We start from the raw sequence: 26,197 nt of genomic DNA, 5'->3' as shown, positions 1-26,197 counted from the left end.
CGGAAATTATCTCGTTCAATCCCTATTCGCTACTCCCTATTCGCTATTCGCTCCTCTCACGGAATATCTTCCGGCCGCCGACCAGGTCGGCTCTTATAGGACGGAAACGACCAGCCGAATTTAAGCGCGCCGCCCCGCACAAGGAACGCAGCCGCAAAACCGGCGAGGTCCGAGGCGAGCGGCGGCAGTCCAGCAAGATCGCCAAGTGTGTAGAGGCCGGCACCCGCAAGGGCTGCCGTGACGTAGATTTCAGGCCTCAGCAACACCGATGGCTCACCGGCAAGGAGGTCGCGCAGAATGCCGCCGAAAGTCGCGGTCAGCACGCCGGTGATGACGGAGACGACCGGCGAACCGGTGATCGCCAGTCCCTTGGCCGCGCCCATCACCGAAAAGGCTGCGAGCCCGATGGCGTCGAGCCAGAGCAGCCATTTCCAGCGCGATTCGACACGATGCGCGCTGAAGAAGACCAGCACCGCAACCACGGCGCAGATCAGCACGTAGCCGGAGTTGGCGACCCAGAAAACCGGCAGGTTGAGGATGACGTCGCGAAGCGTGCCGCCGCCTATCCCGGTGACGCTGGCCAGGAACAGAAAGCCGATAATGTCGAGCTGCTTACGCGAAGCGGCAAGCGCCCCGGTCGCGGCGAAAACAGCGACACCGGCATAGTCGAGAAGCGCGATGGGGTTCATGAGTGAGCGAATAGCGAGTAGTGAATAGCCAATAGGGAATAGCACGAAGCCAGTTGGCCGCTATCACCTATTTCCCTACTCACTACTCCCTATTCGCTACTCACTATCCCTTACGCATCCTTCTCAGCCTGTTCATTGACAGGCCCCGGCTCGACCGGCGCTTCAGCGGCGGCAAGCTTCGGACCGCCCTTGGCGACGCCGACCATGGCCGGGCGCAGCACCCGATCACCGATCGAATAGCCCGGCTGCACGACCTGGACTACCGTATTGGCCGGGACATCCGGATTGGGTACTTCGAACATCGCCTGGTGGAAATTGGGATCGAATTTCTCGCCTTCAGGCGCGAGCTTCTTGACCCCGTGCCGTTCCAGCGCCGACAGCATGGCGCGCTCGGTCAAGTCGACGCCTTCGATCAGCGCCTTGAAACCGGCGTCACCCGACGCCTTGGCCTCGGCGGGAATAGCGTCCAGCGCGCGGCGCAGATTGTCCGACACCGACAGCATATCGCGAGCGAAATTCGCAACCGCGTAGGTGCGCGCGTCATGCACGTCGCGCGCCGTGCGGCGACGCAAATTTTCCATCTCGGCCGCCACGCGCAGCGCACGGTCCTTCAGCTCTTCATTTTCTTTCAGCAGCCGCACAAGCGCCTCATAGTCGCCATCGATGCTGCCTTCCGTGCGCTCGGCAGTGGCCTCGGTCGCCTCGACTTCATCGGGCGCGCGTTCGTCTTTTGCCTGGTCGCTCATCGCCGTTTCCCGTCAATCTCGAATGATATGGATTTGTGCCCGATATCGAGGTTTGGCAGCCAAAAATCAAGGGGTAAGCGATTGTGGAGACGGTCAGCCAAGGCAGGATAACAACAGGCAAGACATCTCGATTTTAATTCAAATTTGACCCTAACCGTCGGCTTTGCTTGCCACAGAGGCGTGATGCGGGAACCATTCTCCTGCTGGAGGAGTTTCGAAACCGACACAGGATTTTGAGATGATGACCCGCAACAAGGGCAAAAAGGCAGAAGGGCTGGCGATCGAGGTCAGGCGCCAGTTCACCGCCGAAACGGTGACGCGCTTTCTGCGCACCTTGCCGGCCTTCCGCACCGAGGCCGACATTCCCGAGCGCTTCAGAGAACTGCTCGACCGCCTGGACAGGGCGGAGGGCCGTGACGTCAGTTGGCGCCGGCAGTAAGGCAACCGCCAATCTTGGCAGCGAACCTCTATCAGCAATAGCCTGAGAGAGCCGAACCATCTAGTGATGGGCCGTTGTGGTTCAAATGGAGGACGTAGTGCGCAAGATTTCGATCACCTCATTGTTGACGGCGCTTGTCGGCCTCGGCGCCGTCTCTTTGGTGGCCTTTCCGGCGCAGGCGGACAATCTGCAGCTGCAACTGGGCAAACATGGCCCACGGCTGAAGCTCATGGAAGATTGCGACCCCGCCTATGACGATTGCGAAGGCCCCCGTCGCGACGACCGGCGCGACCGCCGTCAATCGCGAGGCTGCACGGAAGACCGGGCTCTCGACAAGGCGGACAGAATGGGCATCCGCCGGGCAAGGATAGAGTCCGTCGGCCGTCGGGAGATCACCGTCCGCGGCAGACAGGACGGCGACCGCGTGCGCGTGACTTTTGGCACCGAGCGCGGCTGTCCTATCCTCGATCGCGAATAGAGATCAACCCAAGTGGAAAACCGATGCTCAAACGACGGGAGAGCATCGGTTCCCAGGGGCTGAAAGCCCGCCGATTCGGCGGATCAAACGAGTCGATCTGCGGTTGGTTGGCCTCGACCATCAGGGCACGCGACAATTACGCACAGTAATTTTGCGTGATTGGTGTCTTGCGGTCGCGGGACACGCCGCCTATGCTTCCTGATGAACATGATTTCCCCTGAGGCGGTCGCCAATAGCAAGCGCGCCTGGTTGAAGATTCTGGCGCGTTACAAGAAGCCCGACAGGCGGCGCAGCGCCGTCGAACTCGTTATCACCCTCATTCCATTCGCCATACTCTGGGGACTGTCCTCGGCGGCCTATGCCTACGGCCATTGGTGGGGACTGGTCCTGATCCTTCCCGCGGCCGGGTTTCTGGTACGCATCTTCATGATCCAGCACGATTGCGGCCACGGCTCCTTCTTCGCCAATCGCTATGCGGACGACTGGATCGGTCGCGCGCTCGGCATCCTGACGCTGACGCCCTACGACTGCTGGCGCCGCGCCCACGCGACGCATCATGCCAGCGCCGGCAATCTTGACGAACGCGGCATGGGCGACATCAGGACGCTGACCGTTGCCGAATACCGGCAGCTGTCGTGGCGCGGTCGCCTTGCCTATCGGCTCTATCGCCACCCGCTGGTGATGTTCGGTCTCGGGCCGATCTGGCTGTTCATCTTCGAGCAAAGGCTGCCAGTCGGCATGATGCGCGGCGGCCTGACGCCTTGGGTGTCGTCGATGACCACCAATCTTGGCATCGCGGTCGCGGCAGCCATCCTCATCTGGTTCGTCGGCCCAGGCGCGTTCCTGGTGGTCCATCTGCCGATCGTCATCCTTGCCGGTTCGGCCGGCATCTGGCTGTTCTACGTCCAGCACCAATTCGAGGAAACGGAATGGGCGAAGGATGCCGATTGGGAATTTCAGCACGCCGCCCTGCACGGATCGTCCTATTACGACCTGCCGCCGGTGCTGAACTGGCTTACCGGCAATATCGGTGTCCATCACGTTCACCACCTCTCGGCCAAGGTGCCGTGCTACCGGTTGCAGGAAGTGCTGCGCGATTATCCCGAACTGCGCGCCATCGGACGCGTCACGCTGCTCGAAAGCCTGCGCTGCGTCAAACTGGCGTTGTGGGACGAAAACCGCCGCAAGCTGGTGTCGTTCCGCGAGGCACGGGCGGCTGTATAAAAGACCGCCGCGCTATGGGCGCGGCGGCTTTTAAAATCCCGGATCAGGCTGCCTGGCGCTCATCGCGCATCAGGATCTCGCCATGGCGGATTTCGGTGCCCAGCACCTTCAGGCATTCGCGGATGAAATTGGACAGGCCCGGCCAGCCCTTGGCCGATACGAGGTTGCCATCGACATGAGCGCCGGTCGGTGCGACGTCGATATAGATGCCACCGGCAAGCGTGACCTCCGGCTCGCAGTAATGCAGCGCGGCGACTTCCCTACCCCGCACCACACCGTCGACGGCGATCAGGATCTGCACGCCATGACAGATGGTGAAGATCGGCTTGCCGGCCTCGTGGAAATGCCGCACCAGCGCCTGTACCCGCTTGTCGATGCGGATGTACTCCGGGCCGCGCCCGCCCGCCGCATAGACGGCATCGTATCCGGCTGGGTCCACTTCGGAAAACGTCTTGTTGAGGATGTAGTCGTGGCCGGGTTTTTCCGTGTAGGTCTGGTGGCCTTCGAAGTCGTGCAGCGACGTCTTCAATACATCGCCCGCCTTCTTGTCCGGGCAGACGACATGGACGGTATGGCCGACCGCATGCATCGCCTGCTCAAAGACAAAAATCTCATATTCCTCGCTGAACTCGCCAACGAGCATCAGTATCTTCTTGCCAGCCATTCCGGTTCCTCCCTTTGTGGCGATATTTATTTCGGATCGCGAAATAATAAACCTATCCTAAGTGCAGGATGGCGAAAGGAAAAGCGTAAATCGCACAATTGGTAAGACCAATTGATGCCGATTGGCGGCGGAATCATCGCAGGGCATTCGACATCAGGCAAAACCAGCGCCACTGGTTTGACCAGAATTCCGATCAGGCAGCCTTGATCATGTCGGCTGCCTTTTCGGCGATCATGATGGTCGGCGCATTGGTGTTGCCGCCGATCAGCGTCGGCATCACCGAGGCGTCGACGACACGCAAACCCTGCATCCCGCGCACACGCAGTTGCGGATCGACCACCGCCATATCATCGATGCCCATCCTGCAGGTGCCCACCGGATGGTAGACGGTATCGGCGCGAGCACGGATATGGGCCATCAAGTCTGCATCGCTCGAAACGCCGGCGGTGTAGATCTCCTTGTCGCGGTATTTGGCCAGCGCCGGCGCCTCCAGGATGCCGCGCATCATTCTGACACCCTTGAGCAACAAGTCGGCGTCGCGTTCGTCGGACAGGAAGCGCGGATCGATGCGCGGTGGCGCCAACGGATCCGGCGCCGACAGCCCGACCTCGCCGCGCGAATGCGGCCGCAGCACGCAGACGTGACAGGAAAAGCCATAACCCATATGCAGCTTGCGGCCATGATCATCGACGATGGCGATGCAGAAGTGCAGTTGCAGGTCCGGCCGGTCGATCGCCGGGTCGGATTTGAGGAAGGCGCCGCCCTCGGCATAGGGTGTGGCGATCATGCCGCCGCCATCCTTGCGCCAGCGTCGCAGGTGCCGCAGCAGGCCAGGCAGACCGCGTAGGCCGATGCCCATCATGTCGGCGTCCTTCGATGTCCAACCCATGATGAAATCAAGATGATCCTGCAGGTTCTTGCCGACGCCGGGCAGTTCATAAACGACCGGAATTCCGTGCGCTGCAAGCTCGACAGCCGGCCCGATCCCGGACAGCAACAAAAGTTGCGGCGAACCGAAGGCACCGCCGCAGACGATGACCTCGCGCCTGGCCCTGGCTACAGCTTCGCCCTTGCCCGCGCGGTAGCGCACGCCGGTGGCCCGCTTGCCGGCAAGGACAATCCCCGTGGCGTGCGCTCCAGTGATGACGGTAAGGTTTGGCCGGTCCATAGCCGGATGCAGATAGCCGGCGGCCGCCGAGCAGCGCTCGCCATTGCGGCGCTCGCCCCAGAATTGCGTGACCTGATAGAGCCCCGCGCCTTCCTGTTCGGTCCCGTTGAAATCATCGTTGCGGCGGATCTGGTTTTCGCCGCAGGCCTCGACAAAGGCTCGGGAGAGCGCGCGCGGCTCCTGCTGCTCGGCAACCCGCAGCGGCCCTTCGCCGCCGTGCAGGGCATCACCCCCGCGCTGATTGCCTTCCGCACGCCGAAAATAGGGCAACACCTCGTCCCACGACCAGCCGTGGCAACCAAGATCGGCCCATTCGTCATAGTCGCTGCGATGGCCCCTGACATAGAGCATGGCGTTGATGGCGCTCGAACCGCCCAGCGCCTTGCCGCGCGGCTGGTAGCCCTTGCGGCCGCCAAGGCCTTGCTGCGGCACCGTCTCGAAGGCCCAATTGTTGACTTTCGGCCGGCCCGGCAACAGCGCTATGACGCCGGCCGGGGCGCGGACGAGCAGGTTCCTGCCCTCGCCGCCGGCTTCTATCAAGCAGACCGTCTTCGATGGGTCCTCGGAGAGCCGCGCGGCGAGCGTACAGCCGGCGGATCCGCCGCCAGCTATGACATAGTCGAAATCCATGATCCCCCTCCTCGCACCCGGCGGATATTTCCGTCCGGATAGCCCAGAGAAGGCCCGATCAGAGCCGATGTAAAGACGTCGGGAATTACCGCAGCGTCAGCTGTTGCGAAGGCGCCGCCAGGAATATTTCGACCCCTTGGGTTCCGGCACGGCGGCCGGCTGGTAGTAGAGCCCCAATCCGCCGGTGCGACCCTCCTCCAAGCGCTTCAACAGCACAGGGTTCGATATCTCGAACTCGTCGAAGCCGAGGCGCAGCATATGCGGCAGCTGGTCGACAAGCACCTGGCCGGTGGCGCGCACGGCACCCTCGAAATGATAGCGTCCGCGCAGCAGTTCTCCCTTGGAGAAGGAGCGGCCGTCGCTGAAAGCCGGAAAGGCCAATGCCACCAGCGACAGCTGGTCGAGCAGGTCGGCGATCTTCTCGAGCTGATCACCCGGCTGCAACACAACGCCGAGCCGTTCCCTGGCCGACCGGCGCACCTCCGGATCGAGATCGAGGAACGTCTGCAGCGGCAGGATGAAGCGGCCATTGCCGGACAGCGCGTCCGCGCTCTCGGCGTGAGTCCACTCGTCCTCGCGAAAACCCGTCGGGGTCCAGAGCCGGGTCTCCGGTGTCGTCGGTTCAGTCATAAAGATTCCTAAAGCCCCAAGATCCAAGTCCGCTGAAAGTCCGTCCCACGCAAAGCTGGCGGCCTCCGGGTGAAGGTCGCCGTTCGCAGGCCAGCTGAATATCAGCATACCCTATAGTGATGCGTCGGTCAGCGACTTCTCCAGCCCCGACAGGTGAATGCCGCACTCGGTCTTGGCGTGACCGGCCCAGCGGCCGCTGCGCGCATCCTCGCCCGGCTCAACCGGCTGCGTGCACGGGAAGCAGCCGATCGACAGATAGCCATAGGCGACCAGCGGATTTTCACGTAGCGCATGCGCACGCATATAGTCGGCCTGGTCCGATGTGGTCCAGTGCGCCAGCGGATTGACGCGGATGCGCGGACCGACCGCCTCGAACACCGGCAGCGCTGCCCGCGTCGCGGCCTGAAAACGCTTGCGACCGGTGAGCCAGGCACGAAATGGCGCGACACCGCGCGCCAATGGCTCGACCTTGCGCACGTCGCAGCAGGCATCGGTATCGCTCTGATGCAGATTGCCTGTCGGATCGATCCGTTCGAGCGCCGCTTCTTCGGGCTTGATCACCCTTATATTGGTCAGCCCGAAATCGGCGACCAGCGCGTCGCGATAGCCGAGTGTCTCCTCGAAATGCTTGCCGGTGTCGAGGAAGATGACCGGCAGCGTCCGGTCGATCTTGGCGATCATGTGCAGCAGCACGGCCGAATCCGCGCCGAACGACGACACCGCCGCGATCTCGTCGTGAAACAGTTCGCGGGCCGAACGTTGGATGATCTCGATCGGATTCAGATGACCGTAAAGCGCATCGAGACCCGCCGCCTTGGCGGCGATGCCGTCATCGACGTCTCCAATACGGTCAAGCGGCCTTGGCTTCGCCAGCATAGAGCGCCTCCTTGAACGGCGCGGGACCGACTCGGCGGTAGGCGTCGATGAATTTCTCTTGTGGGTCGAGCCGGAGGCCGAGATAGGTCTCGACGATCTGCTCGATGGCGTCGGTGATCTCTTCCGACGAGAAGCCGCGGCCGATGATCTCGCCGACCGATGTGTTCTCGTCGGCCGAGCCGCCCAGCGTCACCTGATAGAGCTCGGAGCCCTTCTTCTCGACGCCGAGGATGCCGATATGGCCGACATGGTGATGGCCGCAGGCGTTGATGCAGCCGGAGATCTTCAGCTTCAGTTCGCCGATCTCGCGCTGTCGCTCCAGCGAAGCGAAGCGGCGCGAGATTTCCTGCGCGATCGGGATCGAGCGCGCCGTGGCCAGCGCGCAGTAGTCAAGGCCCGGGCAAGCGATGATGTCCGATATCAAATTGGAGTTTGCCGTCGCCAGGCCGATGCCAACCAGCGCATCGTAGACCGTCTTGAGGTCGGCGCGCGCCACATGCGGCAGGATGAGGTTCTGCTCATGGCTGACACGCAACTCGTCAAAGGCATATGTCTCGGCGATGTCGGCGATCGCTTCCATCTGGCTGTCCGAGGCATCGCCCGGCACCTCGCCGATGCCCTTGAGCGAGATCGTCACCGCCGCGTAGTCGGGATGGCGGTGCGTCACGACATTCTGGTCGAGCCACTCCGAGAAGCCCTTGGAATCCAAGCGCGCCAGCTTGACCGCATGGTCGCCTTCCGGCCGCTCGGTGAGCGCCGGCGGCGCGAAATAAGCCTCGATGGCGCGGATGTCGGCTTCCGGCAGCTTCAGTTCGGCGTCCTTCAACTCCTGCCATTCGGCCTCGACCTGGCGCGTGATTTCCTCGACGCCGGTCTCGTGCACCAGGATCTTGATGCGCGCCTTGTACTTGTTGTCGCGGCGGCCATAGAGATTGTAAACGCGCAGGATCGCCGTGCAGTAGGACAGAAGGTCGGCTTCCGGCAGGAAGTCGCGGATCTTCCGGGCAACCATTGGCGTGCGGCCCTGACCACCGCCGATATAGACGGCGAAGCCGAGTTCGCCGGCGGCGTTCTTCTTCAGGTGCAGGCCGATATCGTGGGTCTGGATGGCGGCGCGGTCGCGCTCGGCCCCGGTCACCGCGATCTTGAACTTGCGCGGCAGGAACGAGAATTCCGGATGCACCGACGACCACTGGCGCAGGATTTCCGCATAGGGCCGCGGATCGGCGACCTCGTCGGCGGCGGCGCCGGCGAAATGGTCGGCGGTGACGTTGCGGATGCAATTGCCGCTGGTCTGGATGGCATGCATCTCGACGCTTGCCAGATCGGCCAGGATCGCCGGAATGTCCGACAGCGCCGGCCAGTTGAACTGGATGTTCTGGCGCGTGGTGAAATGGCCGTAGCCCTTGTCGTATTTGCGGGCGATGTGGCCCAGCATGCGCAACTGCTTGCCGTTCAGCGTGCCATAGGGCACCGCAATGCGCAGCATATAGGCGTGCAACTGAAGATAAACGCCGTTCATCAACCTGAGCGGCCGGAACTGGTCCTCGGTGATCTCGCCGGACAGCCGGCGCTGGACCTGGTCGCTGAACTCGGCGACGCGGGCCTGGACAAAATCGTGGTCGAACTCATCGTAACGGTACATGCTTCGTCTTTCGGGGCGCGTCCGCCCATGCCTGGTGTCTTGCTTATGCTGCCTTGGCGGCCTGTTTGCCGAGATCGTTGCGGATGGTCGGGCCGGCAGCGCGGATCTTCTCGCGCAGCCGCACCGGCTCGACGACGCCATTGACGACTTCAGCATCGATCAAATTGACGTCGACCACTTCATTGACGGCATAGGCCTTGGCCCCGATCGCCTCGAGCCTGTCCTCGGCTGCCTTGTCATGGGCGAGGTCGGCATGGTCCACCGTCTCGGCCCAGCCGCCATCGGCGTACCAGACGGCGATGCCGTCGGTCAGGCGGTTGGCGGTCAGTATCTTCATGGCTGAACTCCCTCAGTGGCAGCGACGGGCGCGCCTTCATGCCTGTGTGCCGCGAGCGGTTCGGACCGTTCAAAATTGGCGCCGGCTACCGCGTCGCCGATGATGGTCATCACCGGACCGGAAAGATCGGCGCGCGCTTCCAGTGACGGCAGGTCGGCGAGCGTGCCGTGGAAGCGGCGGCGGTTGGCAAGGCTGGCATTCTCGACCACGGCCACCGCCGTGTCCGGCGACAGACCGGCCTCGATCAGCCGGCCGGCAACCTCGGCCGCCACCGAGCGGCCCATATAGACCGCGACGGTGGCGCCGGAAATGGCAAGCTTGGCCCAGTCGGGCAGCGAATTGCCCTTGAGGTCGTGGCCGGTGGTGAACACCATCGACGAGGAGACACCGCGCAAGGTCAGCGGCAGTTCTAAGTCGGCGGCGGCGGCGAACGCCGCGGTGACGCCCGGAACCACCTCATAGGCGATGCCGGCATCGCGCAGTGCCGCCATCTCTTCGCCGGCCCGGCCGAACACCAGCGGATCGCCCGACTTCAGCCGCACGACGCGCTTGCCTTCACGGCCAAGCTCGACCAGCAGCGCATTGATCTCAGTCTGGCTCTTGGTGTGGCAACCCTTGCGTTTTCCGACCGGCAAGCGCTCGGCATCGCGGCGGCCCATGGCAACGATCGCCTCCGGCACCAGCGCGTCATGGACGATGACATCGGCTTCCATCAGCAAGCGGTGCGCGCGCAACGTCAAAAGATCCTCGGCGCCTGGACCGGCGCCAACCAGCGCGATGTGGCCGAAAGCCGGCGCGTTCGACAGCAGAAGATCGACGGCGGCGTCATGCGCCTGAGAAAGCTCACCAGCTTCGACAGCCCGCGCCGGGGCGCCCTGGAAAAAATCGCTCCAGAAGCGGCGGCGCGCATTGCCTCTCGGCAGCAGCTTCTCGGCAGCTCCGCGAAACGAAGCGGCAAGCGTTGCCAGCGGCCCGAGCGACGGCGACAGCATACGGTCGATGCGGCCGCGCAGCATCTGGGCAAGCACCGGGCCGGCGCCCTCGGTACCGATGGCTATGGCGACCGGCGCGCGGTTGACCAGCGCCGGGGTGAAGAAATCGCATAGCTCAGGCCGGTCGACGGCATTGACCGGAATGCTGAAGCGGCGCGCATCCGCGGCCACCCGGCGGTCGAGTTCCTCGTCGCCGCTGGCGGCAAACACCATGACCGCGCCTTCGAGCTGCGACGCGTCGTAGGCGGCGTCAAAATGGCTAGCGCCGGTCTGGGCGATGAAGGCAAGCAGGTCGGGTTCGGCGTGTTCCGCGATGATGCGTAGGACCGCGCTCGACTGTCCGATCAGCCGCGCCTTGGCCAGCGCCTCTTCGCCGCCGCCGACGATGGCCACGGTCTGCCCGTCGACCCGCATGAAGACGGGGAAGGCATTGAGTTTCGGAGCAGTGTGCGACATGGACGCGAGCGGAATCCTGAACGGGCTTGCAGTTTTACGCGCAGGCGCGAGAAACCAGAAGGAACGCACTCGCGCATCCCTCATCGGGATGCAATCGCTTTTCTGAAAGCATCCCGGCCATGAGAAAAATATTCCTCCTTGGCGGATGGAGCGGATTCAAGCTGCTGTCGCAGGCCTTGATTTACGGCTCTTTTAGCGCCCGGCGAGAAATGTTGCAAAACAGTTTTTTCCAAATTCTACCAATTTAGTAGATTAAAGTCGCAGGCATTGGGCAACCAAATGTCCAACGTCCGCGAGGGTCCCGGTTGGAACATTACCAGTTCGGGGCGCGTTCCTCCAAAAGCCCTATCACGTCACGGCCGCGGCACGCCACAAGAGGCCGGCGCGGCCCAAAAAGGAGCCTGTCATCATGAACACAATCAACCTGAAGCATGGCATCTGGATCATGGTGGCGGATGGCGAAAAGGCGCTTTTCCTCAGGAATGCCGGCGACACCAAATATCCGAATCTCGAAGTCGTGCAGGAAATTGAGCAGGACAACCCGCCGACCCGCGAGCAAGGCAGTGATAGCCCGGGCCGGTATAATGATGGTCCCTCCGTGCACCGCAGCGCGGTCGAGGATACGGACTGGCACCGCATCGGCAAGGAGCGTTTCGCCGATGAGATTGCCGCCCGGCTCTACAAGCTCGCGCATAGAGGCGAGTTCAAGGAGATCGTGCTCGTCGCACCGCCTGTGGTGCTCGGAACCATGCGCAAGAAACTTCACAAGGAAGTCGAGGACAAGGTGATCGCCGAAATTCCCAAAACACTGACCAACCATGCCATATTCGAGATCGAGGCGTTGCTGCAGGAAGCCTGATCGTTGTCGATCGATCGCGCGCGTTGAAACGGAACGTCATCACGCGAATTCAGATCCGACCGGCGGCTTCGGCTGCCGGTCAAGTTTTTAGGCGTACCGTCGATTTCGTGGCTTTGCGGGTTGCATCGCCGACATCCCATCCACCATATTGCAAACAGGCGGCGGCTTTGGGCGGCGCTCATCCAACATCGCTGGTTCTGAAAGGCGCTCCATAGACAATGCCGCATGACACGCCCCTTATCGCCACCATCGTCGCCGGTCTGGGGCTGGCTTTCGTCTTCGGGGCTCTCGCCAACCGCTTCCGCATTCCGCCACTGGTCGGTTATCTCGTTGCCGGCGTGCTGGTCGGGCCGAACACGCCCGGCTTCGTCGCCGATGCCGGCCTTGCCAACGAACTGGCCGAAATCGGCGTCATCCTGCTGATGTTCGGCGTCGGCCTGCACTTCTCGCTGAAGGATTTGCTATCTGTGCGCGCCATCGCCGTGCCCGGCGCCATCGTCCAGATCGGCTTTGCCACCGCGCTCGGCGCCGGCCTTGCCTGGATGCTCGGCTGGCCGATGGGCGCGGGCCTGGTGTTCGGCCTTGCACTATCGGTCGCCTCGACCGTGGTGCTGCTGCGCGCCTTGCAGGAACGCCGCCTGATCGAGACCGAGCGCGGCCGCATCGCCGTCGGCTGGCTGATCGTCGAGGACCTGGCCATGGTGCTGGCGCTGGTGCTGCTGCCGGCGCTCGCCGGCGTGCTGGGCGGCCAGGAGCAGGCAGACGCCCATGCGAGCGGTTTGCTGTCTCTGCCGGCCAGCTACGGCATCTGGGGCGTCGTCGGCATAACGCTGGCCAAGGTCGCTGCTTTCGTCGTCGTCATGCTGGTGGTCGGCCGCCGGGTCATTCCCTGGATCCTGCATTATGTCGCCCACACCGGCTCGCGCGAACTGTTCCGGCTGGCGGTGCTCGCAATAGCGCTCGGCGTCGCCTTCGGCGCGGCAAAACTGTTCGGTGTCTCGCTGGCGCTGGGGGCTTTCTTTGCCGGCATGATCATGAGCGAATCCGAGCTCAGCCATCGCGCAGCGGAAGAATCGCTGCCGTTGCGCGATGCCTTTTCCGTGCTGTTCTTCGTCTCGGTCGGTATGCTGTTCGATCCATTCAGCCTGATCAGCAATGGCTGGCCAATCCTGGCGACGCTGGCCATCATCGTCATCGGCAAGTCGTTGGCGGCGTTCGTCATCGTCGTTGCCTTCGGCTATCCCTTGGCCACGGCCCTGATGATCTCGGCAAGCCTTGCCCAGATCGGCGAATTTTCCTTCATCCTGGCCGAGCTCGGGGTCGGGCTGAAGCTGTTACCCGAACAGGGCCGTGACCTGATCCTGGCCGGCGCCATCCTGTCGATCGTTCTCAACCCGCTGATGTTCCTGACCATCGACTGGATGAAGCCGTGGCTGGAGGCCCGCGCCGCCAGGACAGCACCGCCCGCCGAGACAAAGCCGGTTGGTCCGGCGACGGAACCGGGTCAGGTGGCCTCTGTTGCGGCAGCGCCGAAAGAGGCCGACGGGCCGCCGCCCAGGACAACCCTCGGCAACCACGCCATCCTGATCGGCTATGGCCGCGTCGGCAGCCTTGTTGGTGCGGCACTGAAGCAGGCCTCCCTGCCCTTCCTCGTTGTCGAGGATGCCGACAAGACACTGGCCAGGCTGAAGGCCGATGGCATCGAGACCGTCTCCGGCAATGCGGCCAACGCGGAAGTGTTCGCAGCCGCCAATCCCGAAGGGGCCATGCGGCTGATCCTGGCCATTCCCAATGCCTTCGAGGCAGGGCAGATCGTGCTTAGGGCACGCGCCGCCAATCCCGGCATCAATGTTATCGCCCGCGCCCATTCCGACGCCGAGGTCGAGCATCTCAAGGGGCTCGGCGCCGACACAGTGATCATGGGCGAGCGCGAAATCGCGCGCGGCATTGTCGAAGAGGTGCTTGGCCACAAACCGGAAGCGGCTGAACCGTCCGTTGCCTAAGCGCGTCGCGCTGAAACGGATTCATGCGACGCGCTTTAGGTCCTTGTTTTTATGCATGTCGTTCTCCCAAAACCGAGGTCACTTTTGGGCAACATGCATTAGGCCGCGCCGCCCTGTTGTACGACACCGCTCAGGTATTTTGCCGGGGGCTTCCCGAGCGCCTTCTTGAACATGGTGATGAAAGCAGTGACGGAATCGTAGCCGAGATCGCCTGAAACCTGCTGCACGGTCGCACCGGAGGCCAGCTCCCGTATTGCGACGATCAAGTGCAATTGCTGACGCCAACGCCCGAAGCTCAACCCTGTCTCCTTCACCACGAGGCGGGCGAGACTGCTCTCGCTGAGCGCAACGCGATTGGCCCATTCTGCCAGTGTGCTGCGGTCGGCGGGGTCTTGCGCCAACGCTTCGGCGATCCGCCTCAAGCGCGGCTCTGGTGAAATCGGCAGATGCAGCTGCCGGACAGGCATACGCGGCAGCTCGGCAAGCAGGGTCCTGGTCAAGAGCTCATCCCTCGCCTGATCGTCCTGCACACTATCGGACAGCTCGATGATCAATTCGCGCAGCAACGGCGAGATCGAAAGCGTGCAGCATCTGTCCGGCAGATCGGCGGCTCCCGGCTCGATATACACGAAAAAAATACGGGCATTGGCGGTCGCGACATTGCTGTGCTCCATGCCGCTTGGAATCCACACTCCGCAATGAGGCGGCACCATCCACAGGCCGCTTGGGACGCGACATGTGACTCCGCCTCCAAGCGCGAAGACGAGTTGGCCTTTGCGGTGCCAATGAGCGGGCACTTCCGCTCTGGTCTCGGGGACCTCAACGCGCACGGCAATCGCAGGCGCGGAGAGGTCATCCACATCGAAATTGAGCCAAGGGTAGTGGAGGGGTTGCCTCATGATTGACTGCTTTTAGCGATCAGATGCATTGATGTCTAAATTATTCAACGGCAAAAATCGATAGGGTCCGCTCGCGAATGAGCCGTGCGTGCACGCACGGCAGCGAGGTATGAGTAATGCACGCCCTGGTCATCTCTTCTGATAGCGCAACCGGATTGAGCATCGCGGAGCTTGCCGAGCCTCAAGCGGCCTCGAACGAGGCGCTTGTTTCGGTCCACGCAACCTCGTTGAACCGCGGCGAACTGCGCCTGCTCAGCATACGTCCGGACGGCTGGATACCCGGCCAGGACATCGTTGGGGCCGTCGAACGGACAGCAGCCGATGGCTCGGGGCCAGCCATGGGCACAAGGGTTGCGGCTTTGGTCGACCAAGCCGGCTGGGCCGAACGTGTCGCCGTTTCAACCGACCGTCTCGCGGTCATCCCCGATGAGGTCAGCTTCACCTCCGCCGCCACGCTTCCAGTTGCCGGCACGACGGCGCTGAGGACTTTGCGTCATGGCGGCAACCTCGCCGGCCAGCAGGTCCTGATCACCGGCGCAAGCGGTGCGGTCGGCCGCTTCCAGATCCAGCTCGCCCGCGAGCAGGGCGCGTCGGTGACGGCGATCGCCGCCGCCCGGCATGCCGCGGATCTCCGCGACCTTGGAGCCGAGCAGGTTGTCGAAGCGATCGAGCTGGCCGAGGGACCGTTTTCGCTGATCACCGAGTCGGTTGGCGGCAAAAGCCTCGGACACGCGATCGAACGTGTCGCACCTGGCGGAACCATCGTCATGTTCGGTTCGAGCAGCGGCGAACTCACGCCCGTTGGCTTCCGCCAGTTCGTTCCCGGTCACGAAGGGGCGAGGCTTCAGACGTTCGCGTACTACACGTCTGGCCCAGGCATTGGCGAGGACCTTGCCTCGCTGCTCGCTCTGGCCGCCGCGGGCCGGCTCGAAACCCGCGTGGCCTTGACGGTGCCATGGACAGACATCGCCCAAGCCCTGGACGCACTGCGACAGCGCAGCTTCAGCGGCAAGGCCGTTCTCACCATAACCGGATGATCACCCTGTTTTGTCACACGTGCTGGCCGCCATTGATGTGGATTTCCGAGCCCGTCACGTAGGACGCCTGCTGCGAGCACAGGAAGAAGATGATGTCGGCGACCTCGGCCGTGGTGCCGAGCCGTCTCAACGGGATGGTCTCGACGATCTTGTCCGTGCCCGGCGACAGGATCGCGGTGTCGATCTCGCCCGGCGCAATGGCGTTGACGCGGATGCCGTGCGGGCCGAAATCATGCGCCATCTCGCGCGTCAGCGAGCCGAGTGCGGCCTTCGATGTCGCATAGGCGGTGCCGGCGAAGGGATGCACGCGGGTGCCGGCGATCGAGGTGACGTTGACGATCGAACCCTTGGCCGCCGCCAATTCCTTGAACAGGCCGCGCGCCAGCATGATCGGTGCGAAGAAATTGACCTGGAACACGTCGCGCCAGACATGCATCGGCGTGTCGATCGAATCCATGCGGCTGTTGCCGTCCTTGAGCTTCGGCGAAATGCCGGCATTGTTGACCAGCGCATGCAACTGGCCGCCATGCGCCTCCAACCGGTGGCGGATTTCCGAAACGGCAATGCCGACATCCTCCTGATCGGCCAGATCGACCTTGATGTGATCTTCCGGTCCGGCCGGCCACGGGCAATCCTCGGCAAAGGCTTGGCGCGAGCAGGTGATGACGCGCCAGCCCTCGCGCGAAAAACGCTTGACCGTGGCGTGGCCTATGCCGCGGCTGGCGCCGGTCAGAACGATGGTTTTTCTGGTGTCGAGCTCAGTCATTTCGGTATCTCCAGCCGGAGATGTAGCCGAACGACGCCGAGGTGGCGAGAGGCGAGTTGCCGCTAATGTATGTCGCTCAAAAGTGGCCCCGGTTTTGAGGCAACGACATGCATAGAAACAAAGAGCTAAAGCGCGCGACGCGCTTTAGCCGCCAAGGAGATCGAGGATCGAGGTCTGCCGCTTCTTGCGCGGACCGCCGACGTCGCCTGGCGGGACCGGGTGTTTGATCGACGCGGTGGCGCCATCGTCCTCCGGCATGGAAAGGCCATCGGCATCGACAGTCTGGGCGGGACGGGCCGCGCGGACCGGAGTTGGTGCCTGGGCGACAGGCGCGGCTGGCCGCGCCGCCTGCTGACCAACAGACGCGGATGGAACCGGCGCCGGCGCCGTGTTGTTTGCCGAAGGTATCTCGTCGGGCACGATGGTGTCGGCTGGCGTCGATTTCCAGGTGCCGGGCAGCGGCCGCACCGGCACGCCCTCATGCGCGGCCACCATGAACTCGTGCCAGGCCTGCGCCGGCAGCGCGCCGCCGGTGACCTTCTTCATCGGGCTGCCGTCGTCATTGCCGAACCAGACACCGGTGGTGAGATTGGCGGTGTAACCGACAAACCAGGCGTCGCGCGAATTCTGGCTGGTGCCGGTCTTGCCGGCGGACGGCCAGGCGAAAGCCGCTTTCCGCGCAGTGCCGATCTCGACCGTACCCGTCATCATCGAGTTCATCATGCCGACGATCTCAGGCTTGACCACGCGCGGCGCGTTGCCGCCACCGCTATCGTAGAGCACCTTGCCCTCGGTCGTCGTCACGCGGCGGATGAAATGGATGTCAGGCTTGTAGCCGCCATTGGCAAAGGGGACATAGGCCGAGGTCAGTTCCAGCGGCGTCACTTCCGAAGTGCCGAGCGCGATCGAGGTGTTGGACTGCAGGTCGGACTGGATGCCCATGCGGTGCGCCGCCTCGACAACCGCGTTCGGCCCGACCTCCATGGTCAATTGGGCGGCGACAGAATTCAACGATTTGGCCAGTGCGGTGGCAAGGGTCACCTTGCCGAAAAATTTGCCATGGTAATTGTCGGGCGTCCAGTTGCCGATCTTGATCGGCGCATCGTTGCGCACGCTGTCAGGCGTGCGGCCGGCCTCAAGCGCGGCCATGTAGACGAACGGCTTGAATGCCGAGCCCGGCTGGCGGCGTGCTTCCGAGGCGCGGTCAAACTGGCTGGTCGAATAGTCGTAGCCGCCGACCATGGCGCGCACCGCACCGGAATCGTCGATCGACACCAGCGCGCCCTGGGTGACGTTGAGCTTCTTGCCGCTGTCGTCGATCAGCCTGCGGATCGACTGTTCGGCGAGTTTCTGCAGGTTCAGGTCGACGGTGCTGTCGATGACGATGTCGCCGCGCACATCACCGATCAGGTCGGGCAATTCTTCCATAATGGTGTCGGCGACGTAATTCTCCGAGCCGGTCCAGTAGGACGGCGCGCGCGTTGCCGGCGCGCTCATCGCCGAGGTCTGCTCCTTGGCGCTGATCTTGCCTTCATCGCGCATGGCGGCAAGCACCAATTGCGAGCGTTCCTCGGCAGCCTTCGGATCGCGTGCCGGCGACAGCCGCGACGGCGCTTTCAGCAAGCCGGCAAGCAGGGCGGCTTCCGACAAAGTGACGTCGCGCGCGCTCTTGCCGAAATAGCGGCGCGAAGCCGCTTCGACGCCATAGGCGCCGGAACCGAAATAGACCCGGTTGAGGTACATTTCGAGGATCTGGTCCTTGGTGTGCTTGTGCTCGAGCCACAGCGCAAGCAGTACCTCCTGCACCTTGCGCTCCAGCGTGCGGTCCGGCGTCAGGAACAGGTTCTTCGCCAATTGCTGGGTCAGCGTCGAACCACCCTGCGAGAAATGTCCGCCAAGCACATTGGTCACCATGGCGCGGGAAAGCCCGATCGGGTCGATGCCGAAATGCGAGTAGAAGCGGCGGTCCTCGATGGCGATGACGGCCTCCGGGATATAGGGCGACATTTCGTGCAGGCCGACCGCCTCGCCGCCGCTCATGCCGCGATTGGCGAGCAATTGGCCATCGGCCGAGACGATCTTGATGTTGGGGGCGCGATCGGGAATCGACCATGTCGTCGCCGCCGGCATCTTGGCGCCGTAATAGACGACGATGCCGGCCACCGCGATGCCACCCCAGATGGCAAGCACGAAGCACCAGTAAAACAGCCGCCCAAGCACGCCGAACAGGCCGCGCCGGCTTCTGCCGCGTTTGGCCCGCGTCGATTTCCCTTTGGCCGGCTTGCGTTTGGCGGAGGCTTTGCGATTGCTCGGCACGACGCGATCCTCCTCGTTCACCGAAAGACCCGCCGAGGATCGCGCCTGCGGCGGCCCCTCGAAACTGGGTTCGATGCGGCTGTCTCTGCGGTTCGCCATGCGCTGTGCTTGATATCCCCGATGCCTATGGCGTTCGGGTTGAAGAGTAGATGCGGCGGTTTAAAGGCGGGTTAAGTCGGGAAAAATCGAAACAATGTGGATTCAATTGCTTGCGGATCGGCTCGAACGGCGCGTCAGCGCCGCGCGCATGCCACGGCGACGCCGATCGATGCCGTCAGTTCTGCTGGATCGAAATGCCCTTGTCGTCGATCTTGAGTTCGACGCCCTTCGGTTTGGTCTGCTCGCGATAAACATAGGTGCCGAGCGCAATGACCACGACGACGAGCGCGCCAATGACGAGATAGAGCGTGTTCTGTTTCATGGCGCGCTCTTTTGCAGTGTCGAGCCTCAGGCTCGTTTCAGGACCTTGACCAGCACCAGCAGGATGATGGCGCCGATGGTGGCATGGATGATCGAGGCGAGAATGCCGCCGCCGATGGAAAAGCCGATCCGCGGGAACAGCCAGCCGGCGATGAATGCGCCGACGATGCCGACGATGATGTTGCCGATCAGCCCGAAGCCGAAGCCGGAAACGATGAGACCGGCGAGCCAGCCGGCGATGGCACCGATGATGATGAAGACAAGCAGGCTTTCGACACCCATAGAGATTTCCTCCGAGCAAGAGGGCGACGGCGGAACGGAAAGCTCCGAATCGGCCTCGATATCAACGGCTTCAGGCTATTCGAAAGCAGCCGGCCTCGCCAGCGGCCTGCTCACTGGAGCAATTCTAGGAAAAGTGTAGAGCGGTTTTCCGTCCAGAATTGCGTCAAAACAAAGAGTTAGAGTAGCTCGCCGTTTCCGTGAAACGGTGAACTGCTCTAATCGTCATCGTCGCTTGCGGCAGGTCGCCAACTGGTCGGCTCGACCTTCTTTTGCGTGTGACTGTCGGTGTACACCCACCAGCCGTCGTCGCGATATTGCGCGATGGATTCGTTGATGACGCCGTCGCCGTCCTTCCAGGTGACGGAAACCTTGGAGCCGTCGGTCGGCGCGGTCGCTATCGGCTTTCTGTCCGTCATGTCATCATCCCCCAATTGCACCGACAAACTGAGCCGACAGAACGCCGCGGCCTGCATCTGGTTCCAGCCGGCCACCGACGGCGGATCGCCGCGACGCCGTCAGCTATGGGCGAAGATATCCTCTTCGTCCCAGCCCATCAGGTCAAGCTTGGCACGCGTCGGCAGGAAGCGGAAACAGGCATCGGCCTCCTTTGTCCGGCCGTCTCGCGCCAGTCGCCCGGCCAGCACATCGCGCAGTCTATGCAGATAGAGCACATCGGATGCGGCATATTCGAGCTGTTCGGGCGACAGCGTCTCGGCCGCCCAGTCCGACGATTGCTGCGCCTTGGACAACCCGACGCCGAGAAGCTCGAGGCAGATGTCCTTCAGCCCATGACGGTCGGTATAGGTTCTGGTCAGCCGCGAAGCGATCTTGGTGCAGAACACCGGCTCCGGCATCACCCCGAACGCATTGTAGAGAACGGCGAGATCGAAACGCCCGTAATGGAACAGCTTGGTTATGCCGCGGTTTCTCAGCAGGCTGACGAGGTTCGGCGCCTTCTCCTGGCCGGGCGCGATCTGGATGACATCGGCGGAACCATCGCCAGGCGAAATCTGCACCACGCACAGCCGGTCGCGATGCGGGTTCAGACCCAGCGTCTCGGTATCGATGGCCACCGCCCCGACATTGTAGTGCGAGAGGTCAGGCAGATCATGCTTGTGGAAACGGATGTCGGCCATTGTCTTCTCCGGTCGAGCCCTGCGCGTCCCTTGATCCGCAAGGGACGCTGTAGCGCTTTGTCTTCTGGCCCGTCCTCGCCGCGATCCGCTGAAAAATCAACAGAAAGTTGGATTTCACGCTATTGCCGTGATTTTTCCTGACGCTCAGCGGGTCAGCGCCTCCAGAATCCGCGCCCAGGAGCGCTGGCCCTTGTGGAAGGAGCTGAGCTCATATTTCTCGTTGGGCGAGTGGATGCGGTCGTCGTCGAGGCCGAACCCGACCAGCAGCGATTCCATGCCGAGATAGGTCTGGAAGTCGCCGACCACGGGAATAGAGCCGCCGCTGCCTGTTGTCACTGCCGGCTTCGGCCATTCGTCGGACAGTGCGTTCTTGGCCTTGGCCAGGAACGGCGAGTCATAGGAAAGCTGGATTGCCGGCGAGCCGCCATGCGGGTGAAATTCGACCGAGCAGTCGGCCGGAATCCGTTCCTGGACGAATTTCTGGAATGCAGCGCGGATTTTCTTGGGATCCTGTTTGTGGACGAGGCGGAAAGACACCTTCGCCGAGGCTTCCGCCGCGATCACCGTCTTGAAACCCTTGCCGGTGTAGCCGCCGATGATGCCGTTGAACTCGGCCGTCGGCCGCGCCCAGGTGAGTTCCAGCACCGAGCGGCCCTTTTCGCCCGACGGGATCGACAGGCCGACTGGTCCGAGGAACGTTTCGGCCGTCTCGCCAAGCGTCTCCCATGATTTCAGGATCTGCGACGGTGTTTCCTCGACGCCTTCATAGAAGCCGGGAATGGTGATGTGGCCATCCTTGTCGTGAATATCGGCCAAAACCCTCGTCAGGATGCGGATCGGATTGGCGGCAGCGCCGCCATAAAGGCCGGAATGCAGGTCGCGGTCAGCGGCCTTGACCGTGATCTCCTCGCCGACCAGCCCGCGCAGCCCGACGCAGATCGACGGCGTGTCGCGGTCCCACATGCCGGTATCGCAGACCAGCGCGAAATCGGCCTTGAGTTCGTCGGCATTGGCCTCGAGGAACGGCTTCAGCGAGGGCGAGCCTGATTCCTCCTCGCCCTCGAACAGGATGGTGATGCGACACGGCAGATTGCCGTGCACCTGCTTCCAGGCGCGGCATGCCTCGACGAAGGTCATCAACTGGCCCTTGTCGTCGGCCGAACCGCGGCCGACGATCACCTTGTGGCCCGGTCCAACCTCCTTGACCGCAGGGGCGAATGGGTCGCTTTCCCACAATTCGATCGGGTCGACCGGCTGCACGTCGTAATGGCCATAGAACAGCACATGCGGCGAACCCGCCGGCCCATCATGATGCGCAACCACCATCGGATGCCCGGGCGTGTCGCGCACGCTGGCTTCGAAGCCGATCAGCTTGAGTTCGGCCACCAGCCATTCCGCCGCCTTGCGGCAGTCTGCGGCATAGGCGGGATCGGTGGAGATCGACTTGATCCTAAGCAGGCCGAACAGGCGTTCGAGGCTCTGGTCGAGATTCTTGTCGAGGCGGTCGAGGACGGGGGAAACTGCGGACATGTGTGAAGCCTTTCGATTCAGAACCGGGACCGTAAAGGCATGACAGGAAAACGAAAAGCCCGCGATCGTTGGACCACGAGCTGCAAACGTCTGCCCGAGGTAAAAAAAGACCGCCGTGGTGGAGGGGGAACCACGGCGGCCTTCTACTCGAAACGATGCGGCAGCCCGGAGAGGGGGGATAGGCTGCCGCAGGTGTCCGGGATAGGCGGGGGACGGGCCTTGCTCCGGACTCGGCGAAAACTGCCGATGACCTGTATTTGTGTCTTTGAACGTGGCGATTCAAGGGCACGAAGATTACACTTTTGTAACATGAGCGTGAGCGGGCGGCCGGCAGCCGTTCTGTCAGGGTGTTGCCGGAACCGGTGGGTGGCCGGTGCCTTTGGCATGGACCAAGCCGCCGCGCCGCGCTATCCCTGCCGACATGAAAAAAGGCGATCATCTTTTCCTTGTCGACGGCTCCGGCTACATCTTCCGTGCCTATCATGCGCTGCCGCCGCTGACCCGTAAATCCGACGGCCTGCCGGTCGGCGCCGTTTCCGGCTTCTGCAACATGCTGTGGAAGCTGATGCTCGACGCCCGCAACACCGATGTAGGCATTGTGCCGACGCATTTCGCCGTCATTTTCGATTATTCGTCGAAAACCTTCCGCAACGACCTTTATCCTGAATACAAGGCCAACCGCTCGGCGCCGCCGGAAGACTTGATCCCGCAATTCGGCCTGATCCGCCAGGCGACCAGGGCGTTCAACCTGCCTTGTATCGAGATCGAAGGCTACGAGGCCGACGATCTGATCGCCACCTATGCGAGGCTCGCCTGCGAAGCCGGCGGCGACACCACCATCATCTCCTCCGACAAGGACCTGATGCAGCTGGTTGGCGCCACGGTCGGCATGTACGACCCGATGAAGGACCGCCAGATCGGCATTCCGGAGGTCATCGAGAAATGGGGTGTGCCGCCGGAGAAGATGGTCGACCTGCAGGCGCTGACCGGCGACTCGGTCGACAATGTGCCTGGTGTGCCCGGCATCGGACCGAAGACCGCGGCGCAACTGCTCGAACAGTTCGGCGATCTTGACGGGCTGCTTGCCCGCGCAGGCGAGATCAAGCAGGACAAAAGGCGCGAATCGATCATCGCCAACGCCGACAAGGCGCGCATTTCGCGCCAGTTGGTGACGCTGATGAACGACGTGCCGGTGACCGAGGGTCTAGAGGATTTCGTCCTGCACGCGCCGGACGGGCCGAAGCTGATCGGCTTCCTCAAGACCATGGAATTCACCTCGCTGACCCGCCGCGTGGCGGAAGCGACCGGCACCGAGGCCGGTGACGTCCAGGCTGTCGCGGTCACCGTCGAACGTGCCGATCACGCCCACGGCCCCGATGTCGGAGCCGGAGTGCCACAGGTTGCTGGAACCGCACCCGGTACTGAATCTGGCGAAGGGGGCGGGACAGCGGAGACGTCAAAACAAGGCGATACCCCTTCCCTGCTCGCAGCATTGCGGCTCGAGCGCGCGGCCACCGTCAAGATCGATATTTCGGCCTATCACTGCATTCGCGATATCTCGACCCTGGAAGCCTGGGTAGCCGAGGCGCGAGAGGCTGGCATAGCCGCCTTCGACGTCAGGGCGACGTCCGCCGATCCGATGCAGGCCGAATTGATCGGCATGGCAATCGCCACGGCGCCCGGCCGCGCCGCCTACATTCCCTTTGCCCACAAAAGCGGCAATGGCGACCTGCTCGGCGGCGGCGCGCTTGAAAACCAGATTCCTCTGCGCGAGGCGCTGGCGGTGCTGAAACCACTGCTCGAAGACAAGTCGGTTCTCAAGATCGCGCAGAACCTGAAATACGACCTTGTCATCATGAGTCGCTACGGCGTCGATGTCGCACCGTTCGACGACACGATGCTGATCTCCTACGTGCTCGATGCCGGCACGCCTCATGGTCACGGCATGGATGCGCTTGCCGACAAATGGCTTGGTCACACCCCTCTCCAACTCAAGGATGTGATCGGCACCGGCAAAAGCTCCGTCGGCTTCGATCAGGTCGGCCTCGACAAAGCGACCGCTCATGCCGCCGAAGACGCCGACGTGACGCTGCGGCTTTGGCTGGTACTGAAACCGCGGCTTGCCGCCAAGGGCCTGGTGTCGGTCTATGAGCGGCTGGAACGGCCGCTGGTGCCGGTGCTGGCGCGCATGGAACAGCGCGGCATCTCGGTCGACCGGCAGATCCTGTCGCGACTGTCCGGCGAACTGGCGCAGGGCGCCGCTCGCCTCGAAGAAGAAATCTACCAGCTCGTCGGCGAGCGCATCAATATCGGCTCGCCAAAACAGCTTGGCGACATCCTGTTCGGGCGCATGGGCCTGCCCGGCGGTTCCAAGACCAAGACCGGCCAATGGTCGACCTCGGCGCAGCTTCTCGAAGACCTCGCCGCCGAAGGCCACGAGCTGCCGCGCAAGATCGTCGACTGGCGGCAACTGACCAAGCTGAAATCGACCTACACCGATGCGCTGCCTGGTTTCATCCACCCAGACACCAAACGCGTTCACACCTCCTACGCGCTGGCCGCGACGACAACGGGACGCTTGTCATCCTCCGATCCGAACCTGCAGAACATCCCGGTGCGCACCGCCGAAGGCCGCAAGATCCGGACCGCCTTCATCACCGACAAGAGCCATCGGCTGGTCTCGGCCGACTACAGCCAGATCGAGCTGCGGGTGCTCGCCCATGTCGCCGAAATCCCGCAACTGCGGCAGGCTTTCGCCGACGGCGCCGATATCCACGCCATCACCGCGTCGGAAATGTTCAACGTGCCGGTCGAAGGCATGCCTTCGGAAGTCCGCCGCCGCGCCAAGGCGATCAATTTCGGCATTATCTACGGCATTTCTGCCTTCGGCCTCGCCAACCAGCTGTCGATCCCGCGCGAGGAAGCCGGCAACTACATCAAGAAATATTTCGAGCGCTTCCCTGGCATCCGCGATTACATCGAAGAGACCAAAGCCTATGCCCGCGAGCACGGCTTTGTCGAAACGATCTTCGGCCGCCGCATCCATTACCCGGATATAAGATCGTCCAACCCCTCGGTCCGCGCGTTCAACGAGCGCGCCTCGATCAACGCCCGCCTGCAAGGCACCGCCGCAGACATCATCCGCCGCGCCATGATCCGCATGGAGGAGGCGCTGGAGAAAGCAGGCCTTTCCGCACGCATGCTGTTGCAGGTGCATGACGAACTGATCTTCGAGACCATCGAGGCGGAAGTCGAGGCAACGATCCCCGTCGTGCGTCACGTCATGGAAAACGCGGCCATGCCGGCGGTATCGATGTCGGTGCCGCTGCATGTCGACGCGCGGGCCGCCAACAACTGGGACGAGGCGCACTAGCGCCAACGCAAGGTGTGTTGAGATTCAGGTCAGGCCGAGCCGAAAATGGTGGGTTCCGAGAACCGGAGCGGAGCGTACGTTTGGGTACGTGAGCACCGGAAGCGCAGGAAGCCGCCATTTGCAGGCCGGCATCACCTGAATATCAACGCACCTTAAGCCGCTTCCGCCAGACACTTGGCACACGTCCCGCGAAACTCGATTACCGCCTTCTTGGCGGCGAAGCCGGTGGAGCGCACCCATTCGTCCAGCCGATGGCCGACATCGTGGTCGGACATTTCGGTCACTTGCCCGCAAGTGTCGCAGATGGCGAAGGCCGTCATCGAGTGGCTGTGGTCGTGCGGCTCGACGCAGGCGACGAAGGAGTTGATACTTTCGAGCCGATGCACGAAACCGGACTTCACCAGCGTGTCGAGCGCGCGATAGACCTGCAGCGGCGCGCGAAAGCCGCGCTCGCGCAGCTGGTCGAGCAAGGTATAGGCGCTGAGCGGCCCGCTGGCGGCCTCGAGTTTCTCGAGCACGCATAGTTGGTTCTTCGTCAGCACATCCCTTGCCGCCATGGTCCTGATCCAACTCGTCTTGCGCGCTTGCGCATCCGGACGCAA

General features: G+C 62.9%; 25 protein-coding genes. 7 read left to right on the top strand and 18 right to left on the bottom strand.

Annotated features, from left to right (window positions below; translation table 11 throughout):
• Nucleotides 1–56 precede the first annotated feature (56 nt).
• Complete coding sequence (locus ACSQ3L_RS09325; RefSeq protein WP_183448556.1) at nt 57–689, bottom strand: trimeric intracellular cation channel family protein; 633 nt, start codon at nt 687–689, stop codon at nt 57–59.
• A 110-nt stretch (nt 690–799) separates the two neighbouring features.
• Complete coding sequence (gene grpE, locus ACSQ3L_RS09320; protein ID WP_136618518.1) at nt 800–1,435, bottom strand: nucleotide exchange factor GrpE; 636 nt, start codon at nt 1,433–1,435, stop codon at nt 800–802.
• A gap of 238 nt (nt 1,436–1,673) precedes the next feature.
• On the opposite strand from grpE, the gene ACSQ3L_RS09315 reads away from it, so the two are divergent.
• From ACSQ3L_RS09315 to ACSQ3L_RS09305, 3 genes are all read left to right on the top strand, one after another.
• The gene (locus ACSQ3L_RS09315) at nt 1,674–1,874 is read left to right on the top strand and encodes a hypothetical protein (RefSeq protein ID WP_436159668.1); all 201 of its coding nucleotides are present in this window, start codon (nt 1,674–1,676) and stop codon (nt 1,872–1,874) included.
• A gap of 97 nt (nt 1,875–1,971) precedes the next feature.
• A complete protein-coding gene (locus ACSQ3L_RS09310) occupies nt 1,972–2,352 on the top strand; it encodes a hypothetical protein (RefSeq protein ID WP_436159667.1) in 381 nt (126 codons plus the stop codon).
• A gap of 201 nt (nt 2,353–2,553) precedes the next feature.
• Nucleotides 2,554–3,576 carry a fatty acid desaturase gene (locus tag ACSQ3L_RS09305; protein WP_436159666.1) on the top strand — a complete coding sequence of 341 codons (1,023 nt, stop codon included), beginning with the start codon at nt 2,554–2,556 and terminating at the stop codon, nt 3,574–3,576.
• Nucleotides 3,577–3,619: 43 nt separating this feature from the next.
• Here the strand turns inward: ACSQ3L_RS09305 and ACSQ3L_RS09300 are convergent, their stop codons facing one another.
• The 7 genes from ACSQ3L_RS09300 to cysG all read right to left on the bottom strand — a co-directional run bounded on the left by ACSQ3L_RS09300 (nt 3,620) and on the right by cysG (nt 10,974).
• Complete coding sequence (locus ACSQ3L_RS09300; protein WP_436159665.1) at nt 3,620–4,240, bottom strand: DJ-1/PfpI family protein; 621 nt, start codon at nt 4,238–4,240, stop codon at nt 3,620–3,622.
• Between the two features lie 193 nt (nt 4,241–4,433).
• Nucleotides 4,434–6,038 carry a GMC family oxidoreductase gene (locus tag ACSQ3L_RS09295; protein WP_436159664.1) on the bottom strand — a complete coding sequence of 535 codons (1,605 nt, stop codon included), beginning with the start codon at nt 6,036–6,038 and terminating at the stop codon, nt 4,434–4,436.
• Nucleotides 6,039–6,134: 96 nt separating this feature from the next.
• Nucleotides 6,135–6,668 (bottom strand): DUF934 domain-containing protein, encoded by a 534-nt coding sequence (locus tag ACSQ3L_RS09290; protein ID WP_436159663.1) that lies wholly within the window; start codon nt 6,666–6,668, stop codon nt 6,135–6,137.
• 111 nt (nt 6,669–6,779) lie between these two features.
• On the bottom strand, nt 6,780–7,544 hold the full coding sequence (locus ACSQ3L_RS09285) for a phosphoadenylyl-sulfate reductase (RefSeq protein WP_436159662.1): 765 nt from the start codon (nt 7,542–7,544) through the stop codon (nt 6,780–6,782).
• Nucleotides 7,519–9,189, bottom strand: coding sequence for a nitrite/sulfite reductase (locus ACSQ3L_RS09280; protein ID WP_436159661.1), 1,671 nt, complete (start codon nt 9,187–9,189; stop codon nt 7,519–7,521). Before ACSQ3L_RS09280 ends, ACSQ3L_RS09285 begins: the two co-directional genes overlap by 26 nt.
• A 43-nt stretch (nt 9,190–9,232) precedes the next feature.
• On the bottom strand, nt 9,233–9,526 hold the full coding sequence (locus tag ACSQ3L_RS09275; protein ID WP_436159660.1) for a DUF2849 domain-containing protein: 294 nt from the start codon (nt 9,524–9,526) through the stop codon (nt 9,233–9,235).
• A complete protein-coding gene (cysG, locus tag ACSQ3L_RS09270; protein WP_436159659.1) occupies nt 9,523–10,974 on the bottom strand; it encodes a siroheme synthase CysG in 1,452 nt (483 codons plus the stop codon). Before cysG ends, ACSQ3L_RS09275 begins: the two co-directional genes overlap by 4 nt.
• A gap of 409 nt (nt 10,975–11,383) precedes the next feature.
• Between cysG and ACSQ3L_RS09265 the strand changes: the two genes are divergently transcribed.
• Nucleotides 11,384–11,833 (top strand): baeRF12 domain-containing protein, encoded by a 450-nt coding sequence (locus ACSQ3L_RS09265; protein ID WP_436159658.1) that lies wholly within the window; start codon nt 11,384–11,386, stop codon nt 11,831–11,833.
• 218 nt (nt 11,834–12,051) lie between these two features.
• On the top strand, nt 12,052–13,836 hold the full coding sequence (locus tag ACSQ3L_RS09260) for a cation:proton antiporter domain-containing protein (RefSeq protein ID WP_436159657.1): 1,785 nt from the start codon (nt 12,052–12,054) through the stop codon (nt 13,834–13,836).
• A 98-nt stretch (nt 13,837–13,934) separates the two neighbouring features.
• Here the strand turns inward: ACSQ3L_RS09260 and ACSQ3L_RS09255 are convergent, their stop codons facing one another.
• The gene (locus tag ACSQ3L_RS09255; RefSeq protein ID WP_436159656.1) at nt 13,935–14,735 is read right to left on the bottom strand and encodes an AraC family transcriptional regulator; all 801 of its coding nucleotides are present in this window, start codon (nt 14,733–14,735) and stop codon (nt 13,935–13,937) included.
• A gap of 116 nt (nt 14,736–14,851) precedes the next feature.
• On the opposite strand from ACSQ3L_RS09255, the gene ACSQ3L_RS09250 reads away from it, so the two are divergent.
• Nucleotides 14,852–15,772 (top strand): zinc-binding dehydrogenase, encoded by a 921-nt coding sequence (locus ACSQ3L_RS09250; RefSeq protein ID WP_436159655.1) that lies wholly within the window; start codon nt 14,852–14,854, stop codon nt 15,770–15,772.
• A gap of 13 nt (nt 15,773–15,785) precedes the next feature.
• On the opposite strand, the gene ACSQ3L_RS09245 is transcribed toward ACSQ3L_RS09250, so the two are convergent.
• The 7 genes from ACSQ3L_RS09245 to ACSQ3L_RS09215 form a co-directional block, all read right to left on the bottom strand.
• Nucleotides 15,786–16,538 (bottom strand): SDR family NAD(P)-dependent oxidoreductase, encoded by a 753-nt coding sequence (locus tag ACSQ3L_RS09245; protein WP_023812510.1) that lies wholly within the window; start codon nt 16,536–16,538, stop codon nt 15,786–15,788.
• A gap of 144 nt (nt 16,539–16,682) precedes the next feature.
• Nucleotides 16,683–18,953 (bottom strand): PBP1A family penicillin-binding protein, encoded by a 2,271-nt coding sequence (locus ACSQ3L_RS09240; RefSeq protein WP_436159654.1) that lies wholly within the window; start codon nt 18,951–18,953, stop codon nt 16,683–16,685.
• A gap of 175 nt (nt 18,954–19,128) precedes the next feature.
• Nucleotides 19,129–19,275 carry a hypothetical protein gene (locus ACSQ3L_RS09235; protein WP_436159653.1) on the bottom strand — a complete coding sequence of 49 codons (147 nt, stop codon included), beginning with the start codon at nt 19,273–19,275 and terminating at the stop codon, nt 19,129–19,131.
• Between the two features lie 26 nt (nt 19,276–19,301).
• A complete protein-coding gene (locus tag ACSQ3L_RS09230) occupies nt 19,302–19,556 on the bottom strand; it encodes a GlsB/YeaQ/YmgE family stress response membrane protein (protein ID WP_056594910.1) in 255 nt (84 codons plus the stop codon).
• A 215-nt stretch (nt 19,557–19,771) separates the two neighbouring features.
• Nucleotides 19,772–19,972, bottom strand: a complete 201-nt coding sequence (locus tag ACSQ3L_RS09225; RefSeq protein ID WP_436159652.1) for a hypothetical protein — start codon at nt 19,970–19,972, stop codon at nt 19,772–19,774.
• Between the two features lie 99 nt (nt 19,973–20,071).
• A complete protein-coding gene (locus ACSQ3L_RS09220; protein WP_436159651.1) occupies nt 20,072–20,692 on the bottom strand; it encodes a ribonuclease D in 621 nt (206 codons plus the stop codon).
• Between the two features lie 144 nt (nt 20,693–20,836).
• Nucleotides 20,837–22,222 carry a M20/M25/M40 family metallo-hydrolase gene (locus ACSQ3L_RS09215; RefSeq protein ID WP_436159650.1) on the bottom strand — a complete coding sequence of 462 codons (1,386 nt, stop codon included), beginning with the start codon at nt 22,220–22,222 and terminating at the stop codon, nt 20,837–20,839.
• Nucleotides 22,223–22,643: 421 nt separating this feature from the next.
• Between ACSQ3L_RS09215 and polA the strand changes: the two genes are divergently transcribed.
• Complete coding sequence (gene polA / locus ACSQ3L_RS09210) at nt 22,644–25,595, top strand: DNA polymerase I (protein ID WP_436163404.1); 2,952 nt, start codon at nt 22,644–22,646, stop codon at nt 25,593–25,595.
• Nucleotides 25,596–25,747: 152 nt separating this feature from the next.
• Here the strand turns inward: polA and ACSQ3L_RS09205 are convergent, their stop codons facing one another.
• Nucleotides 25,748–26,152, bottom strand: a complete 405-nt coding sequence (locus ACSQ3L_RS09205; protein WP_436159649.1) for a transcriptional repressor — start codon at nt 26,150–26,152, stop codon at nt 25,748–25,750.
• Nucleotides 26,153–26,197 lie beyond the last annotated feature (45 nt).

Source organism: Mesorhizobium sp. LjRoot246 (genome assembly GCF_964254115.1).
Taxonomy (GTDB): Bacteria; Pseudomonadota; Alphaproteobacteria; order Rhizobiales; family Rhizobiaceae; genus Mesorhizobium.
The sequence above is the reverse complement of the archived record's forward strand: the minus strand, read 5'-3'. Positions and strand labels throughout refer to the sequence as shown.